This is a genomic window from Micromonospora sp. BL4 (genome assembly GCF_003667505.1).
Lineage (GTDB): Bacteria > Actinomycetota > Actinomycetes > Mycobacteriales > Micromonosporaceae > Micromonospora.
This window is the reverse complement of sequence record NZ_RCVJ01000147.1, coordinates 38,384-53,889: the sequence shown is the minus strand read 5'-3', so window position 1 is coordinate 53,889 and position 15,506 is coordinate 38,384. Positions and strand designations below refer to the sequence as shown.

The following is a 15,506-nucleotide window of genomic DNA, read 5'->3' as shown; positions in this document are numbered from 1 at the left end:
CTGGCCCACCCCCCGTGGGCTTGGCCTAGACTGCTCCGGGTCCATCCTCTCTGGGAGTCACATGTCTGAGGTCATCGCGCTCGGTCAGCCCACGGTTGGCGAGGCCGAACTCGCCGCCATCGCCGAGGTCTTCGCCTCGGGCTGGCTGGCTGGTTCCGGGCCAACCTGCCGTCGTTTCGAGGAGCGCTTCGCCGTCGTCGCCGGCACCCGGCACGCCCTCGCCACCAGCAACTGTGGTTCCGCCCTGCATCTCGCGCTGCTCACCCTCGGGGTGAAGCCCGGCGACGAGGTGATCGTCGGTGACTACACCTTCCCGGCCACCGGCCACTCGGTGATGTGGACCGGCGCCACGCCGGTCTTCGCCGACGTGCGGCCGGACACCTGGACCGTCGAACCGGCCGCCGTCGAGGCCGCGATCACGCCGCGTACCGTCGGCATCATCGCCGTCGACGCCTTCGGGCAGCCGGCCGACTACGACGAGCTGCGCGCCATCGCCGACAAGCACGGGCTGTTCCTGGTCGAGGACGCCGCCTGCTCGGCGGGCGCCACCTACAAGGGCCGCCCGGCCGGCAGCCTGGCCGACATCGCCACCTTCAGCTTCCACGGCCGCAAGGGCATCACCGCCGGCGAGGGCGGCGCGTACGTCACCGACCGCGAGGACCTCGCGGCCCACGCCCGCAAGCTGCACACGTACGGGGTGGAGGGGGCGCTCACCCGGGCCGAGCTGTCACACCTGCCGATCCCGACCTTCACCGAGCTGGGCTACAACTACCGGCTCTCCGACATCTCCGCGGCGATCATGCTCGCCCAGCTCGACCGGCTGCCCGACCTGCTGGCCGCCAAGCGCCGCACCGCCGCCCGCTACGGTGAGCTGCTCAAGGACCACGAGCTGATCACCACGCCGTACGAGGCTCCGGACCGCGAGCACCCCTGGCAGTCCTACGTGGTCACGCTGGACCCGTCGGTCGACCGGGGAGCGGTCGCGCTGGCACTGCGCGAGCGCGGGGTGCAGTGCACCTTCGGCACGTACGCCTCGCACGCCCAGCCGCTCTACGGCCAGACCACGCCCTGCCCGGTCTCGGCGGACCTGTTCGTCCGGCACCTGGCCATCCCGATGCACGCCAACCTCACCGACGACCAGGTCGAGACCGTCGCGGCCACGCTGATCGACGTCGTCAACACCGCGGCCACCAGCCGCTGATCCCCCAGGAAGGACACGCTCCGCCATGTCGAAGCAGACCGTCTTCATCACCGGAGGCGCCGGTTTCATCGGCCTGCACGTGGTACCGCTGCTGTTGGAGAAGGGCTACCGGGTCCGCATCTTCGACAACATGACCCGTGGCGACCGGGACCGTATCGCGGAGCTGGTGGCGACCGGCGACGTCGAGCTGATCGAGCAGGACGTCCGCTACGGCGGCGCCGTGCACGCGGCCATGAAGGGCTGCGACTACGCGATCCACCTCGCCGCGGTCTCGATCAACAAGAGCCAGGCCGACCCGCACGAGTCGATCGACATCAACATGGTCGGCAACCACAACGTGTTCGCCGCCGCTGCCGACCACGGCGTCAAGCGGCTGGTCTTCGCGTCGTCGGCGTCGGTCTACGGTGACCCGAAGAAGCTGCCGATGCACGAGGACGACCGGCTCGACCCGCTCACCCCGTACTGCATCTCGAAGCGTGCCGGTGAGGACCTGCTCGGCTTCTACCAGCGCAGCAAGGGCCTGAACTGGGTCGCCCTGCGGTTCTTCAACGTCTACGGCCCGGGCCAGAAGCCGACCGCCTACTACACCTCGGTGATCAACCACTTCGTGAAGCGGTTGAAGACCGGTCAGCCGCCGGTCATCGACGGCAAGGGTGAGCAGTCGATGGACTTCATCCACGTCCACGACATCGCGCGCTCCGTGGTCGCCGCGCTGGAGTCCGAGCAGGGCAACGTGCCGGTCAACATCGGCACCGGCATCGACACCTCGGTGGCCACCCTCGCCGAGATCCTGATCAAGGCGGTCGGCGTCGACGTGGAGCCGCAGTTCAGCCCGCGTGAGGTGCTGGTCAGCCGCCGGGCCGCGGACATCACCCGGGCCCGCGAGGTGCTCGGTTGGGAGCCGACCATCGCCGTCGAGGACGGGATGACCGATCTGATCAAGACCGAGGTGGCGTGACCCAGCCGTCGTCCGCCGGGAGTCCGTCTTCGCACGGGCTCCCGGCGAACCCGTACAACCCGCACGCCTGGGTCATCGGCGAACCGGTGATCGGCGCGGGGACGTGGATCGGCGCCTTCACGGTCATCGACGGTTCCGGTGGGCTGACCATCGGCGCAGGGTGCGACATCAGTTGCGGCGCGCAGATCTACACGCACTCCACGGCTCGGCGTTGCGTATCGGGTCGTGCCTATGCTTCGGTGGACCGGGCGCCGGTGATGATCGGCGATCGTGTCTTCATCGGGGCGAACGCGACCGTGATGATGGGCGTCACCATCGGTGACGGTGCGGTCGTCGGCGCGGGCGCCGTGGTCACCAGAGACGTGCCACCGGGAGCGGTTGTGACGGGGGTCCCGGCTCGGGTGGTCTCCACAGTCGAGTTGGACGGCGGCGATGTCCGGTTCGTCCCTGTAGCGGAAAGCTAGGAGTCCCCCTCCGTGCGTATCGCAGTCGTCAACAACTTCTTTCCGCCGCGCGCCGGCGGAAGCTCCCACCTGTCCGAGTCGCTCGCCCGCGGTTACGCCGCCGCCGGGCACGAGGTGCTGGTGCTCACCGCCGCCTACCAGGACGCTCCGGCGGTCGAGGAGCGCGACGGGATGCGGATCGTCCGGCTGCCGGCGTTCATGCTGCCGGAGACCCGGCTGGCCGTCAGCTTCGACATCTCGTTCACCAGCCGGCCGAGCGTGCTGCGGCGGGTCCGCACACTGCTTGACGACTTCCGGCCGGACGTCATCCACCAGCACGGGCAGTTCTTCGACCTGACCTGGGCGACCGCGCTCTACGCGCGCAAGCGTCGGGTGCCGGCGCTGCTCTCCATCCACACCCGGCTGGAGAACCCGCAGGCCCGGTACGCGAGGGTGTTCCGTGGCCTGGACGCGACCATGGTCAAGCCGTTCATGTGGCGCAGCAAGCCCCGGCTCGTGGTGATGGACGTGCTCATGCAGGAGTACATCGAGTCGCGCTATCGCGGCGCGCACTCGGGCCTGGTGCCGATCCCGGTCGGCGTGGATCCGGACTGGGTGGTCGGCGGCAACGGTCAGCGGGTCCGCGACCGTCACGAACTGGGCAACGCGCCGGTGATCCTGTCGGTGGGCCACGTCATCCCGCTGCGGGACCGCGTCGCGCTGGTCGAAGCGCTGCCCGAGGTGCTGGCCGCGGTGCCGGACGCGAAGCTGCTCATCTGCGGGCAGGTCTACTACCAGCACTTCGCCGAGCGCGCCCGTGCGCTCGGCGTCGAGCACGCCGTCATCGCGGCGGGCAAGGTGCCCAAGAGCGAAATCCCGGACTACCTCGCCGCCGCCACGGTGGAGTCGCACGAGCAGGGGCTGGGCCTCGGCACCGCGACCCTGGAGGCGATGGCCGCCGGGGTCCCGGTGGTGGCGCCGGCGCGGGCCGACAACTTCCCCGGCATCGCCCTCCGCGATGGGGACAACGTCCTGCTCTGCCAGCCGGGTGACGTCCGGGGTCTGGCGCAGCGGCTGATCGCCGCGCTGACCGACCAGGCCCTGGCCAAGCAGATCGGGGTCAACGGTCAGGCTCTGATCCGCGAGCGGTTCAGCCTGGACCGGGTGCTGCACCTGCACCTGGAGGTGCTGAGCGAGATGGCCGCCTCCCGGGGCCGCTGACCCGGCGTACGTCACAACACCGGTGCCCCCGATCAGCAGATCGGGGGCACCGGTGTTGTTTGACGTCGGTATCCGGGGGAGGTCGTCTCTCGCGGATTGTCGCCCGGGCGGAAACCGTCAGCGGGTGGCGACCGGTGCGTCGGCACCCGAGCGCGGCGCGGGCACCTGCTCCACCCGGACCGCCGCCGCGGCCTCGTCGAGCTCCGGGCCGGCAGCGCTCTCCCCGGTCGCCTTCTGCAACTGCCGCATCCCGGACAGGGCGGCGATGCCGGCGGCGAGCAGGTCGGCCACGGTGAAGATCAGTCGGGAGGCGAGCGCGATCCCGGTCGCCGCTCCGATGCCGCCGGCGCTGGTGAGGAAGGGCGCCATGGTGGCGACCAGCACGGCCTCCCGGACGCCCAGCCCGGAGGGGGAGAGGAAGGCGAACATCCCGACGGTCATCGCGATGGCGAACGACCCGATGCTGCGGAGCAGGCCGCCGAGGCCCGGTGCGGCCTGGGCGTTGGCCAGCAGCCACAGGTGCACGCCGAACAGGGTGTAACCCAGGGCGCTCCAGCCGACCACCCGGAGCACGCCGGGCAGGGTGAGCTTGTGCTGCAGCGGCGGTCGGCGCAGCACCTTGAGGGTGATCTGGATGAGCCGGGTCAACACGGCCGGGACGGCGCAGAGCAGCGCGATCGGGAAGAGAACGGCGACGATGTAGAGCGCGACGCGTACCGGCTCGGCGTACTCGGCGCCGGAGTCGGCGGTCGCGTCGAGCAGCGAGGGCAGGCTGAGCAGCCCCACGCCGAGCGCGGCGACGACACCGAGGCCCAGTGCCACGAGCGTGGCCAGGAAGGCCCGAGCCCGCGGCAGGCCGGCGCGCCGGCCCAGCTCCATCTGGAGGACGTAGGCCCAGACGCTGCCCGGGATGTACTTGCCGAGCTGGCCGACCATGCAGATTCGCAGGGCGGCCGGCACGGACACCCGGTGCTCCAGGTCCGCCGCGGCGGCCCGCCAGGCCATCGAGTTGGCGAACATGCCGGCCAGCACCGCCAGCACGGCGAGCACCACCGAGGGCCACGCCAGGTCGACCCAGGTCTGCTTCACCTGCGGCCACTGGCTGACGACGCTCCAGGTCATGCCGGCCGCGATCGCCACGATGACCACCACCCGGACGGCCAGCGAGAGCCAGCGGGACTTCGCCGTGGCGGCCCCGGTGGCCGGTGCGGGTACCGTTTCGACCTGCGTCGCGGTTTCTGCCACGGCCGTCCTGTCCTTTGGTCGTCTTTGACCCGTCCGGGTCCCTGCACAATTCGCCGAGACTAGCGCAGTGTGCCGCGTACCACGAACCGAGGTTGACCGCGAGTCGGAACGGGTTCGGCCGTAGATGGATTCGCGTCGCGGTGGTCCAGGTGTGCCGGGCATCTCCCGCGCTGCTACGGTCTGCACGCTGCCCCATACCTCAAGGAGAGCTGTTGTGATCCCGATTTCCGTCGTCAAGCTGGACGAGGCGGCCGAACGGTTGGCGGTCGAGGTGATCCGCTCGGGTGTCATCGCGCAGGGGCCGATGGTGGCCCGACTGGAGCGCGAGTTCGCCGACCTGGTCGGCGTCGAGCACGCGGTCGCCGTCAACAACGGCACGACCGCCCTCGTGGCCGCGCTCCAGGTGCTCGACCTGCAGCCCGGCGACGAGGTGGTCACCAGCCCCTTCACCTTCGTCGCGACCCTCAACGCGATCCTCGAAGCGGGCGCCACCGCACGGTTCGCCGACATTCGCGAGGATGACTTCTGCGTCGACCCGGCGGCGTTCGCCGACGCCATCGGCCCACGCACCCGGGTGCTGATGCCGGTGCACCTGTACGGCCAGCCGGCCGACATGGACACCATCGCCCCGTTGGCCCAGAAGCACGGCCTGGGCTTGGTCGAGGACACCGCGCAGTCCCTGGGCGCGACCATCTCCGGCCGCGGCGCCGGCAGCTTCGGTCTCGGCACCTTCTCGCTGTACGCCACCAAGAACCTCACCACCGGTGAGGGCGGCATGATCACCACCAACGACGCGGTGCTCGCCGACCGGTTGCGCGTGCTGCGCAACCAGGGCATGCGGCAGCGCTACCAGTACGAGGTGGCCGGTCACAACTACCGCCTCACCGACCTGCAGGCCGCGCTGGGCATCCCGCAGATCGCCGCGTACGGCGAGAACGTCAAGCGTCGTAAGGACAACGCCGCCCGGCTCTCCGCCGGCCTGGCCGACGTCCCGGGGCTGCGCGTGCCGACCGAGCTGCCCGGCCGGTCGCACGTCTGGCACCAGTACACGGTGCTGGTCACCGACGAGGCTCCGGTGAGCCGCGACGAGGTGATCGCCCGCCTGACCGAGAGCGGCGTGGGCTGCGGCATCTACTACCCGAAGACGGTCTACGACTACGACTGCTACCGCGACCACCCCCGGGTGATCGCGGACCCGGCGCCGGTGGCCGACCGGGTGGTCCGCCAGTGCGTCTCCCTGCCGGTGCACCAGCACCTCACCGACAGCGACCTCGACCAGGTCGTCGAGGCCGTCCGGAAGGCGGTCGGCGCGTGACCGCCAAGCTGCGTTTCGCCCTGGTCGGCACCGGGGTCATGGGTTCGCTGCACGCCCGGGTGGTCGCCCAGTCCGACCGGGCCGAGCTGGCCCGGGTCATCGAGCCCCGGCGCTCGGTGGGCCAGCAGGCCGCCGAGCGGTACGGGGCCGACTGGTCCCCGGACGCCGACGACCTCTCCGACGTCGACGCCGTGGTGATCGCCGCTCCCACCGAGTTCCACCGCGGCCTCGCCGAGCAGGTCCTGGCCGCCGACAAGCCGCTGCTGATCGAGAAGCCGGTCTGCGGCAGCCTCTCCGAGACCGAGGAGATCGTGGCGACCGCCGAGAAGCGCGGAGTGCCGCTGCTCTGCGGGCTGCTGGAGCGGTTCAACCCGGCGGTGCTGACGGCACTGGCCCTGGTCCACCGCCCGCTGCACCTGACCGCGACCCGGCACTCGCCGTACGCGCCGCGGATCCGCACCGGGGTCGCCTGGGACCTGCTCATCCACGACGTCGACCTGGCGATCCAGGCCTTCGGCGGCGAGGAGCCGACGACGGTCCGCGGCACCTTCGGCCACTTCCACCCCGACTCGCTCACCGAGGCGGAGGACGTGGCGGAGACCGTGCTGTCCTTCGGCACCGGCGCGCTGGCCAACGTGTCGGCCAGCCGGATCGGGCAGCGCAAGGTACGGACCCTGGTGATCAACGAGGTCGATCGGCTGATCGAGGCCGACCTGATCCGCAAGGACGTGACCATCTACCGGCACGTCTCGCTGGACGCGGCCACCCCGGACGGCCGTGGCTACCGGCAGCAGAGCATCATCGAGGTGCCGGAGCTGATCACGAACCGTGAACCGCTCGCCGCCCAGCTGGACCACTTCCTGGACATCGTCGCCGGCACCGCCGACGCCGATGTCGAGCGGCAGCGGATCCTGCCGGCGCACCGGGTGGTGGGTCGGCTCTTCGCCGACAACGGCCGCTGACGGACGAGAAAGGGCGGGGCGACCACGGTCGCCCCGCCCTTTCGTGTGTCCGGTCGGTGAGCGTCGTCCGGTGGGCCGCACCGGGCTACGCTCCCTCGACTACCGCCCGACGAGCCGGATCAGGCCCACGGGCGGTCGGTCAGCCGGCGGACGCGCACGCCCGTCCCGCGTCGGTGACCTGGTAGATCTTGATCCGGCCGAAGCGCTGGACCAGCGTGACCTTGTCGCTGGCGTCGAGGGACGCCTGCTTGTAGTTCTTCGTCGCGGCGGGAATGCCGCGCTTGCCGACGACGACGTACTCGACGCCGAACCGGCGTACGTCGCAACCGGCGGGCTCCGCACCCTCGGTGCCCACGAGCCAGTGGAACGCGGCCCAGCGGCGCTCGTAGTCGTTGTCCGCGGCGGTGAGGCCGGGCAGCGGCGGGATGCCGAACAGCAGCGGGTTCTTGTAGTCGGCGTACGCCCAGGACATGAACTCGCGGTGCCGGTCGTAGGCCACCGTCCTACCGGGCGGGGTGTTCTCGCTGAGCCATTCGTAGGTCTGGACGTACGAATTGCCGAGCGGCGCCCTGTTGATCATGGCCGTCCGCAACGGCTTCCAACTCGACGGCACGGCGCCCATCCCGATGAGCGCGAGCACCAGGACCGTCGCGGCCACCGCGGCCGGCACCGCCGAGTCGCGCAGGCCGTGGGCCTTGGCCACCAGCCGCGACACGAGCCACTGGATCGCGATCCCGATGACGACCGCGCCGACCACCGTCAGGACGCCGTAGACCGGGAAGATCATCGAACGGACCCGCTCGCGGACGCCGTACCAGAGACCCGCCAGCGTGGCCGCGGCGGTCGACTCGGAACTGGTGGTCCAGATGCCGATGGCGGTGAAGACGGCGCCGGCCACGAACCACGGCCGGGCCCAGCGCAGCCGCGGGATGAACAGGCAGAACGGCGAGACCAGCAGGCAGGCCATCGTGATGACCACGGCGACGCTGATCGGCGACATCGTGAAGACGAAGTCCTTGCTCGGCACCAGCGGATAGCCGAAGAGCGCGTAGCGCTGGGGGTGGGTCACCCAGTACTCGAACGACTTGTCCCACATGTTCGGCAGGGCGGGGTTGTTGGAGGTCCGTTCGCCGTTCGCACCGAGCAGGGCACCCAGCAGCGGCAACAGCGGCAGCAGCGCGGCGACGACCATGGTGCCGAGGGCGGTGGCGCCGGCACGCAGCCTGAACGGCGCGCGGAGCGCCAGCACCACGCCGATCGTGAGCACCCCGATGAACAGGACGTCGTAGGTGTGCGTCATGACCAGGCCGGCGCCGGCGAGCCCGGCCAGCAGCCCGAGCCGGATGGGGTGCGGGCCGCGCAGGGCGAGGGCCACCAGCAGCGCGATGGCACCCGCCATGGCCGGGGCGGTCTGCTCGTTGATCCGCCCGTTGATCACGGAGACCCACATCGGGCCGATGAAGGCGGGCGCGGTCGCGGCGCAGGCGGCGACGACGGGCCGGGCGCCGAGCGCCCGGGCGCAGCCGTAGACACTGGCCACCAGGGCGAGCGGGCCGAGGATGATGGACCAGGCCGCCATCGCGGTGCTGATGTGACCGCCCGTGATCTGGACGGCCTGAGCCCAGGAGATGTCGGCGGACAGCGGGTAGAACGTGCAGGAGACCGAGACCTCGTTGACGCCGGACGTGCACGCCGAGGTGACCATGACGCTGCCGGTGTCCAGGATGCGGCGGGTCAGGAAGCCGTGGTTCATGGCGTCCCAGCCGGGTGGGGCAACGAGCCGCCCGAGCATCAACCAGCCGAAGGCGATGGTGATCGCCGACGGGATGGCGACGCCGGCCATGTCGACCCAGCGGGGGCGGACCGAGGGGAGCCGGCGGAAGCGTGCGCGGAGACTCGGCCGCCCGGCCTCCCCGTCCGCGTCGCTCAGCCCGAGCCAGAACAAGCGGGACGCGACGACCGCGGCGCCGGCCAGCACCAGCTCTGCGACGAGCACCGCCAGGGCGCTCCGGGGCAGGCCCAGCGTCGGCAACCACGCCATTCCGACCGTGACCAGACCGAGGGTGGTTGCCGGGGCGGCGGCCCACACGGCCCACCGGTAGCGCCCCGGGGGGAGGGCGAAGCCGAGCACCGCACCGGGCACAAGTGCCACGACGAGGGCGATCAGGGTTGTGAACACGCAGATCCTTTCTCGGGGGACGGTAATCACCGCGGCCACCGCCGTGATCGATTGCTGCGTGGGCGGCCGTCGCTTGGGCCAGGCGGCCGGCCCAGTATAGGAACCGGCGACCGACGAGGTTCTATCGAGACCGCGCGCCATCCGCGGCGATCCCGACGCTCTCCGGCGGGGCGGATTCGCGCCGGCGCGGATGGGCGACGATCCGGACCCCGGAGGACTTTTCGCCTGACGCTGGGGCACCCGAACGATACCGGCGCGTTCCTTCGCGTTAAGGTCACACCAGCGCGGTGGCGGGTGGCCGCGGGAGTGCCGGTTGCCGTCACGGGTCAGGAACGGTGGGGGGCAGGTGGGCTGCCTCGTGCCGACCGGTCCTCCGTCGGTGCCTCTGTGAGGGGCGTACCGGCGACGCCCGGCACGCCCACGATCGCAGCAGAAGCGGGGGATCCAGGCCGTCACGGCGCCAGTGGTCCGTGGAGCCAGTCGTCGATCTCTAGGGAGCTAGTCCTTGTTCGGTAAGTTGATGGGACCGGCGGGAGTCGCCGCCCGCGGCGCGCTGCTGCTGCTGGCCTACGTCGTGATGCTCGTCGCCGGTGCGCTCGGCTGGGCCGCCGTTTTCACGGTGGCCGGGCTCGCCGCTCTCGGCGGCGAATACGCGCTCGCCCGCTGGTCGCCCGCCACGCACACCCTTCTTGAGAAAGTCGGCCTGCGCGGGGACTACCGCCAGCTCACCCGGGACCTCGCGATCGTCCTGCTGGTGGTGGCCACGGTCCGCCCCGGCGCGGGGGAGCTCAGCCTGATCCTGCTGCTGCCGGCCACGGTCTGGTTGATCTCGGTCTTCGCCGGCGCCCTCGCCACCATGATCGACCGGCGCAACCCGACCTCGGCGCTGGTACGCAACATCGACCTCGGGCCGCTGCGCTCCGCGCCCCGTCCGCCGGAGTGGGCGTCGTGGCTTGCCGGTGACCGGCTGGCCCTGGTCAACGTGGTGCTGGCGCCGGCCGCCGTGGTCGCCGCCGTGCGTGACACGGCCGCGCCGGTGCTGGGCGCGGGACTGGTGGCGGTGCTCGCCGCCGCGGTCGTCGGTGGGATCGTCGCGCTGACCTGGCTGCGCGGCCGGGGCTCCGGGCAGAGCCCGCTGCTGCCCGCCGTCCAGCGCTGGCTCGACGCCCACCGGCCCGAGGTGGCGCTCTACTTCGCCGGCCCGGCCAAGGACGTCTACCAGGCGAACATGTGGCTCGCTCCGACCGAGGCGCTGGAGCAGCGCGCGGTGGTGCTGATGCGAAGCCGGGAGGCGTTCAACGAGCTCGCCGACACCCGACTGCCGGTGATCTGCGTGCCGGCCGGGGTGGACTTCATGAACCTCGAACTCGGCAGCGTCCGCGCGGCGCTCTACGCGGCGAACGTCGGCGCGAACATCCACATGCTCCGCGAGCCGGGCATGAAGCACGTCTTCGTCGGGCACGGCGACAGCGACAAGGCCGCCAGCGTCAACCCCTACAGCAAGGTGTACGACGAGGTCTGGGTCGCCGGTCTCGCCGGTCGCGAGCGATACGCCCGTGCCGGGGTGGGCGTGCTCGACAGCGACATCGTCGAGATCGGGCGCCCGCAGCTCGCCGGCGTGCACACCTTCGGTGCGGAGTCGGTCGATCGGCCGTTCACCGTGCTCTACGCCCCGACCTGGGAGGGGTGGCTGGACGACGACCCGTACCACACCTCGCTCGTGCTGATGGGTGAGCGGATCATCAAGGGTCTGCTGGCGACGAAGCCCGAGGTGCGCGTGATCTACAAGCCGCACCCGCTGACCGGCTCCCGCTCCAAGGAAGCCAAGGCGGTGCACGAGCGGCTGGTGGACCTCATCCGCGGCGCCGGCGGTGACGCCGACGCGACCTCGCTGGACGGCACCCGACACCTCGTGGTCACCGGCCGGACGCCGGCGCTGTTCGACTGCTTCAACCAGACCGACCTGCTGATCAGCGACGTCTCCAGTGTGGTCTCGGACTTCGTGCAGAGCGAACGGCCGTACGTCGTGGCCAACCCGGGCGGCCTGCCGGAGGACGACTTCCGGCGGGAGTACCCGACCGCGCGGGCGGCGTACCTGCTCTGCCGGGACTGCGGCGAGCTGGAGAAAATCGTCGCCGTGACCCGGTCCGACGACGACCCGATGGTCGAGGCTCGGCGTGAGCTGAAGACGTACCTGCTCGGTCCGGCCGAGGCGAACTCGATGGACCGGTTCCAGGAGGAGATCGCCCGGCTCTGCCACTGACACGCCCGACACGAACGGCGGTGGACGGATGCGTTCCGTCCACCGCCGTTCGTCGTCGACTCAGCCCTGCCGCTGCGGCGGGTTGTCCACGTCCCGGGAGACCACCTCGCCGCTCTCGTCGACCCAGCCCTTGGGCCGGGCCGGGTTGCCGGCGACGAGCTGGTACGGCGCGACGTCCCTGGTCACCACCGAGCCGGCCGCGATCATCGCGTACTCGCCGACCTCGATTCCGCAGACCAGGGTCGCGTTCGCGCCGATCGAGGCGCCCTTGCGCACCAGCGTCGGGGTGATCTTCCAGTCGGGATTCTGGGCGCGGGGCCGGAAGTCGTTGGTGAACACGACGCACGGGCCGACGAAGACCTCGTCCTGGAGGGTCACCCCCTGGTAGACGGAGACGTTGTTCTGGATCTTGACCAGGTCGCCGACCGTGACACCCGCGTCGACGTACACGTTGCGGCCGATGACGCAGCCGGCGCCCACCTCCGCCGACGACCGGATGTGGGCCAGGTGCCAGACCTTTGTGCCGTCGCCGACCCGGGCGCCCTCCTCCACGTCGGCGGTGGGGTGGACGAAGACCGAGGGGGACGGGGAACTGCTGTCAGTCATCCTTCAACTCGCATGGGTCGCAGGGCGCGCCGGGCGCCGTCGGTGACCCGCGTCGGCATGCGCCGGGACGGCCGTCGGCCGCGCGGATCGGGGCTGCCACGCCCGCCCGGGCACGGAGCGTGGGGCCGGGGCGCGCGGGACTCGGCGTAGCATAGCGACCGCTCAGGCCAGCAGCGCCGCTACCGCGTCGGCGGCCGGCTGATCGGCCGGTAGCGTCCGCGTCGACACGACCGCCGTCACCGGCAGCGGGCCGTACAGGTGCGGAAAGAGCTCGCCGCCCCGCGAGGGCTCCCAGCGCAGCCGGTCGCCCAGCCGTTCCGGGTCCACCGTCAGCAGGGTGAGCCCGGTGACGCCGGTGAAGTGTCGCCGGGCCGTCTCCACCACCTGATCGGCCGCGGAGAGGTGGATGAAGCCGTCCTGCCGGTCCACCGCCGAGCCGACCAGGTGGCCGACCGCCCGGGCGTCGTCCCACTCCACCGTCGGCAGCAACTTGTAGATCACCGTGGCAGCCTACGTGGCCCGGCAGGCGTTTCGGCCGTACCGCCGCCGACGCCGGTCGCGGCCCGGCATGCTCAGGTGGAGCAGGCGGCGGGAGGGTGATGATGGAGAGCTACGACGAGGACTGGACCGAAACCCAGCGCGCGCTGTACGACGAGTGCTACCGGGCCGGTGGCGAGTGGGCGGAGGATCCGGACACCCCGTCCGACGACGTGCAGCACGTGATCAACCTGGCCGAGGCGGACGACGGCGCCTTCACCGACGCCGAGATCGACTACCCGCCCCTGGTCGACGCGGTGACCCAGGCCAGCGGGGTCAACGTCACCAGCGTGCCGGCCCGCCACGACGACCCGGGTTTCCGAGGCTTCGTCGACGGCGTGCGGGACGGCGTCAACGACGACGTCTTCGGCCTTTAAACCGTCCCCGGGGAGGCGGCCCTCCCGCTGACGGCGGCCTTCTGCCACCATTCGCAGGAAAGTACTGCGACGGACGGGGGCACGGGTGCGGATCCTGCTGGTGGAGGACGACCGCCGGGTGGCCGCCGCGCTCTCCTCCGCCCTCACCCGCCGCGGGTACCAGGTCGAGCACGCCGCCACCGTCGCCGCCGCGCTCGCCGCCGCCCCGTGCGACCTGGTGCTGCTGGACCTGACCCTGCCCGACGGGGACGGCACGGACCTCTGCCGGGAGCTGCGCCGGCGCAGCAGCCAGCTCGGCATCATCGCGGTGACCGCCCGGGGGGAGGAACGCGACCGGGTGCTCGGCCTGCGCCTCGGCGCGGACGACTACGTCGTCAAGCCGTTCTCGATGGTGGAGCTGCAGGCCCGCATCGAGGCGGTGCTGCGCCGGGCCGCGAACGCCGCACCGGAGCGGCACCTGATCGAGGCCGGCGCGGTGCGCATCGACGTCGCCGCCCGGACGGTGACGGTGGACGGCCGGGCGGTCACGCTGACCCGCAAGGAGTTCGACGTGCTGCTCTCGCTGGCCCGGCAGCCCGGGGTGGCGGTGCCCCGCGACCGCATCCTGCTCGACGCCTGGGGCACCACCTGGACCGACCGGCACACCGTCGAGGTGCACGTCGGGTCGCTACGCGGCAAGCTGGGCGACGCCGGCCTGGTCGAGACCGTACGCGGGGTCGGTTACCGGCTGCGCGATGCGTGAGGGGTTGCCGTGCGCCGTCGACTGGTGATCAGTTATCTGCTGCTGATGGTGCTCGTCCTCATCGCCCTGGAGACCCCGCTGGCCGTCACCCTGGCCAGCCGCGAGACCGAACGGGTACGCGCCGACCGGCTCGCCGACGCCACCCGGTTCGCCTCGCTGGCCGGGCCGGCGTTGCGCGGCGGCGGACCGGGCCCGCTGGAGGCGGAGCTGCGCAGCTACGACGAGCTGTACGCGATCGGCGCCGCGGTCGTCGACCGGGAACGGGGCACGGTCGTCGCCTCGGCGAGCTGGCGGCCGGCCGCGGGGACCACCACGGCGCTGGACATCGCGCTGTCCGGGCAGCAGACCAGCGCCCCCGCGTCGGTGTGGCCGTGGACGGTCGGCGCGGTGGTGGTGGCGGTGCCGATCAACGACGGCGGCGAGGTGCTCGGCGCGGTGGTGATCGTGACCCCGGCCGGCCCGATCAGCCGGGCCGTCACCGCCTGGTGGCTGCTGCTCGCCCTGGCCGGCCTGCTCGTCGTGCTGGCCTGCGTGCTCACCGCGTTCGGGCTGGCCGGCTGGGTGCTGCGCCCGGTCACCGAGCTGGACGCGGTCACCCACGAGATCGCCGAGGGCGACCGGAGCGCCCGGGTGCTGCACCGGCTCGGCCCGCCGGAGCTGCGCCGGCTCGCGGCGAGCTTCAACCACATGGCCGACGTGGTCTCCGACGTGATGGACCGGCAGCGGGCGTTCGTCGCGCACGCCAGCCACCAGCTGCGCAATCCGCTCACCGCGCTGCGGCTGCGGGTGGAGGAGCTGGGTCCGAGCCTCACCGACCCGGAGGGGCGCTCCGAGCATCGGCTGGCGCTGGAGGAGACCGACCGGCTGGCCCTGGTGCTCGACGCGCTGCTGACCCTGGCCCGGGCCGAACGCGAGGAGAACGAGCGGGTCACCGTGGACGCCGCCGCGGTGGCCGCGTCCCGGGTGGCCGCGTGGGCGCCGCTGGCCCGGCACCGGTCGGTCGCGCTGCGGCTCGTCACGACCGACGCACCGGCGTACGCCCGGACCGTGCCGACCGCCGTCGACCAGGCGCTGGACGCGTTGATCGACAACGCGGTGAAGTTCAGTGGAGCCGGCGGGGCGGTGACGGTGACGGTGGCCGGCCGCGACCACGGGGTGGCCCTGGAGGTGCGCGACACCGGTCCGGGCATGACCGAGAGCCAGCTCGACCAGGCCACCGAACGGTTCTGGCGGGCACCGGACGCGCAGAACGTGGATGGCGCCGGGCTCGGCCTGACCATCGCCGCCGTGCTGGTGGACGCCTCCGACGGGCGGCTCACCATGCGCGTCGGTGAGCCGCGCGGGCTGGTCGCCGGCCTGTGGTTCCCGGCGCCTCAGCCCGCCCCCGAGGCGGAGCCGACGGACGAGGAACCGGCCGTCGATCTACGGTCGACGCTCTCCCGGTAGCGGGCCGGGCG

At 71.9% G+C, this 15,506-nt stretch carries 14 protein-coding genes; 10 read left to right on the top strand and 4 right to left on the bottom strand.

Features of this window, described 5'->3' with window-relative positions; genetic code table 11:
• Positions 1-61 precede the first annotated feature (61 nt).
• Genes EAD89_RS18935 through EAD89_RS18920 form a run of 4 tightly spaced genes read left to right on the top strand, consistent with a single transcriptional unit; the run spans position 62 to position 3,823 of the window.
• Entirely contained in the window at positions 62-1,201 is a 1,140-nt protein-coding gene (locus EAD89_RS18935; protein WP_121654908.1) for a DegT/DnrJ/EryC1/StrS aminotransferase family protein, read from the top strand.
• 25 nt (positions 1,202-1,226) lie between these two features.
• Entirely contained in the window at positions 1,227-2,159 is a 933-nt protein-coding gene (locus tag EAD89_RS18930; RefSeq protein WP_121654907.1) for an NAD-dependent epimerase/dehydratase family protein, read from the top strand.
• Positions 2,156-2,623, top strand: a complete 468-nt coding sequence (locus EAD89_RS31090; RefSeq protein WP_121654906.1) for a DapH/DapD/GlmU-related protein — start codon at positions 2,156-2,158, stop codon at positions 2,621-2,623. The genes EAD89_RS18930 and EAD89_RS31090 overlap by 4 nt, the downstream gene beginning before the upstream one ends.
• Positions 2,624-2,635: 12 nt before the next feature.
• On the top strand, positions 2,636-3,823 hold the full coding sequence (locus EAD89_RS18920) for a glycosyltransferase family 4 protein (RefSeq protein WP_121654905.1): 1,188 nt from the start codon (positions 2,636-2,638) through the stop codon (positions 3,821-3,823).
• A gap of 117 nt (positions 3,824-3,940) precedes the next feature.
• On the opposite strand, the gene EAD89_RS18915 is transcribed toward EAD89_RS18920, so the two are convergent.
• Positions 3,941-5,068, bottom strand: coding sequence for a lysylphosphatidylglycerol synthase domain-containing protein (locus EAD89_RS18915; RefSeq protein ID WP_233578821.1), 1,128 nt, complete (start codon positions 5,066-5,068; stop codon positions 3,941-3,943).
• A 214-nt stretch (positions 5,069-5,282) separates the two neighbouring features.
• Here EAD89_RS18915 and EAD89_RS18910 point away from each other — a divergent pair, with 214 nt between their 5' ends.
• Both EAD89_RS18910 and EAD89_RS18905 read left to right on the top strand, forming a co-directional pair.
• Positions 5,283-6,383 (top strand): DegT/DnrJ/EryC1/StrS aminotransferase family protein, encoded by a 1,101-nt coding sequence (locus tag EAD89_RS18910; RefSeq protein ID WP_199733556.1) that lies wholly within the window; start codon positions 5,283-5,285, stop codon positions 6,381-6,383.
• Entirely contained in the window at positions 6,380-7,345 is a 966-nt protein-coding gene (locus tag EAD89_RS18905) for a Gfo/Idh/MocA family protein (protein ID WP_121676667.1), read from the top strand. Before EAD89_RS18910 ends, EAD89_RS18905 begins: the two co-directional genes overlap by 4 nt.
• Positions 7,346-7,484: 139 nt before the next feature.
• On the opposite strand, the gene EAD89_RS18900 is transcribed toward EAD89_RS18905, so the two are convergent.
• Positions 7,485-9,524, bottom strand: coding sequence for a DUF6541 family protein (locus EAD89_RS18900; protein WP_121676666.1), 2,040 nt, complete (start codon positions 9,522-9,524; stop codon positions 7,485-7,487).
• Positions 9,525-10,044: 520 nt separating this feature from the next.
• Between EAD89_RS18900 and EAD89_RS18895 the strand changes: the two genes are divergently transcribed.
• Positions 10,045-11,787 (top strand): CDP-glycerol glycerophosphotransferase family protein, encoded by a 1,743-nt coding sequence (locus EAD89_RS18895; protein WP_121654900.1) that lies wholly within the window; start codon positions 10,045-10,047, stop codon positions 11,785-11,787.
• Between the two features lie 60 nt (positions 11,788-11,847).
• Here the strand turns inward: EAD89_RS18895 and EAD89_RS18890 are convergent, their stop codons facing one another.
• Together EAD89_RS18890 and EAD89_RS18885 are read right to left on the bottom strand one after the other, a co-directional pair.
• Positions 11,848-12,393 carry an acyltransferase gene (locus EAD89_RS18890; protein ID WP_121676665.1) on the bottom strand — a complete coding sequence of 182 codons (546 nt, stop codon included), beginning with the start codon at positions 12,391-12,393 and terminating at the stop codon, positions 11,848-11,850.
• Between the two features lie 162 nt (positions 12,394-12,555).
• Positions 12,556-12,894 (bottom strand): DUF952 domain-containing protein, encoded by a 339-nt coding sequence (locus EAD89_RS18885; protein ID WP_121654898.1) that lies wholly within the window; start codon positions 12,892-12,894, stop codon positions 12,556-12,558.
• Positions 12,895-12,995: 101 nt separating this feature from the next.
• On the opposite strand from EAD89_RS18885, the gene EAD89_RS18880 reads away from it, so the two are divergent.
• From EAD89_RS18880 to EAD89_RS18870, 3 genes are all read left to right on the top strand, one after another.
• On the top strand, positions 12,996-13,307 hold the full coding sequence (locus tag EAD89_RS18880; RefSeq protein WP_121654897.1) for a hypothetical protein: 312 nt from the start codon (positions 12,996-12,998) through the stop codon (positions 13,305-13,307).
• An 85-nt stretch (positions 13,308-13,392) separates the two neighbouring features.
• Positions 13,393-14,049, top strand: a complete 657-nt coding sequence (locus EAD89_RS18875) for a response regulator transcription factor (RefSeq protein WP_121654896.1) — start codon at positions 13,393-13,395, stop codon at positions 14,047-14,049.
• Between the two features lie 9 nt (positions 14,050-14,058).
• On the top strand, positions 14,059-15,495 hold the full coding sequence (locus EAD89_RS18870; protein ID WP_121676664.1) for a HAMP domain-containing sensor histidine kinase: 1,437 nt from the start codon (positions 14,059-14,061) through the stop codon (positions 15,493-15,495).
• Positions 15,496-15,506: the final 11 nt, after the last annotated feature.

Coding starts and splice junctions, on each gene's coding strand:
- EAD89_RS18930 (WP_121654907.1), top strand. CDS start 1,227: ATGTCGAAGCAGACCGTCTTCATCACCGGAGGCGCCGGTTTCATCGGC.
- EAD89_RS18890 (WP_121676665.1), bottom strand. CDS start 12,393: ATGACTGACAGCAGTTCCCCGTCCCCCTCGGTCTTCGTCCACCCCACC.
- EAD89_RS18895 (WP_121654900.1), top strand. CDS start 10,045: ATGGGACCGGCGGGAGTCGCCGCCCGCGGCGCGCTGCTGCTGCTGGCC.
- EAD89_RS18935 (WP_121654908.1), top strand. CDS start 62: ATGTCTGAGGTCATCGCGCTCGGTCAGCCCACGGTTGGCGAGGCCGAA.
- EAD89_RS18880 (WP_121654897.1), top strand. CDS start 12,996: ATGGAGAGCTACGACGAGGACTGGACCGAAACCCAGCGCGCGCTGTAC.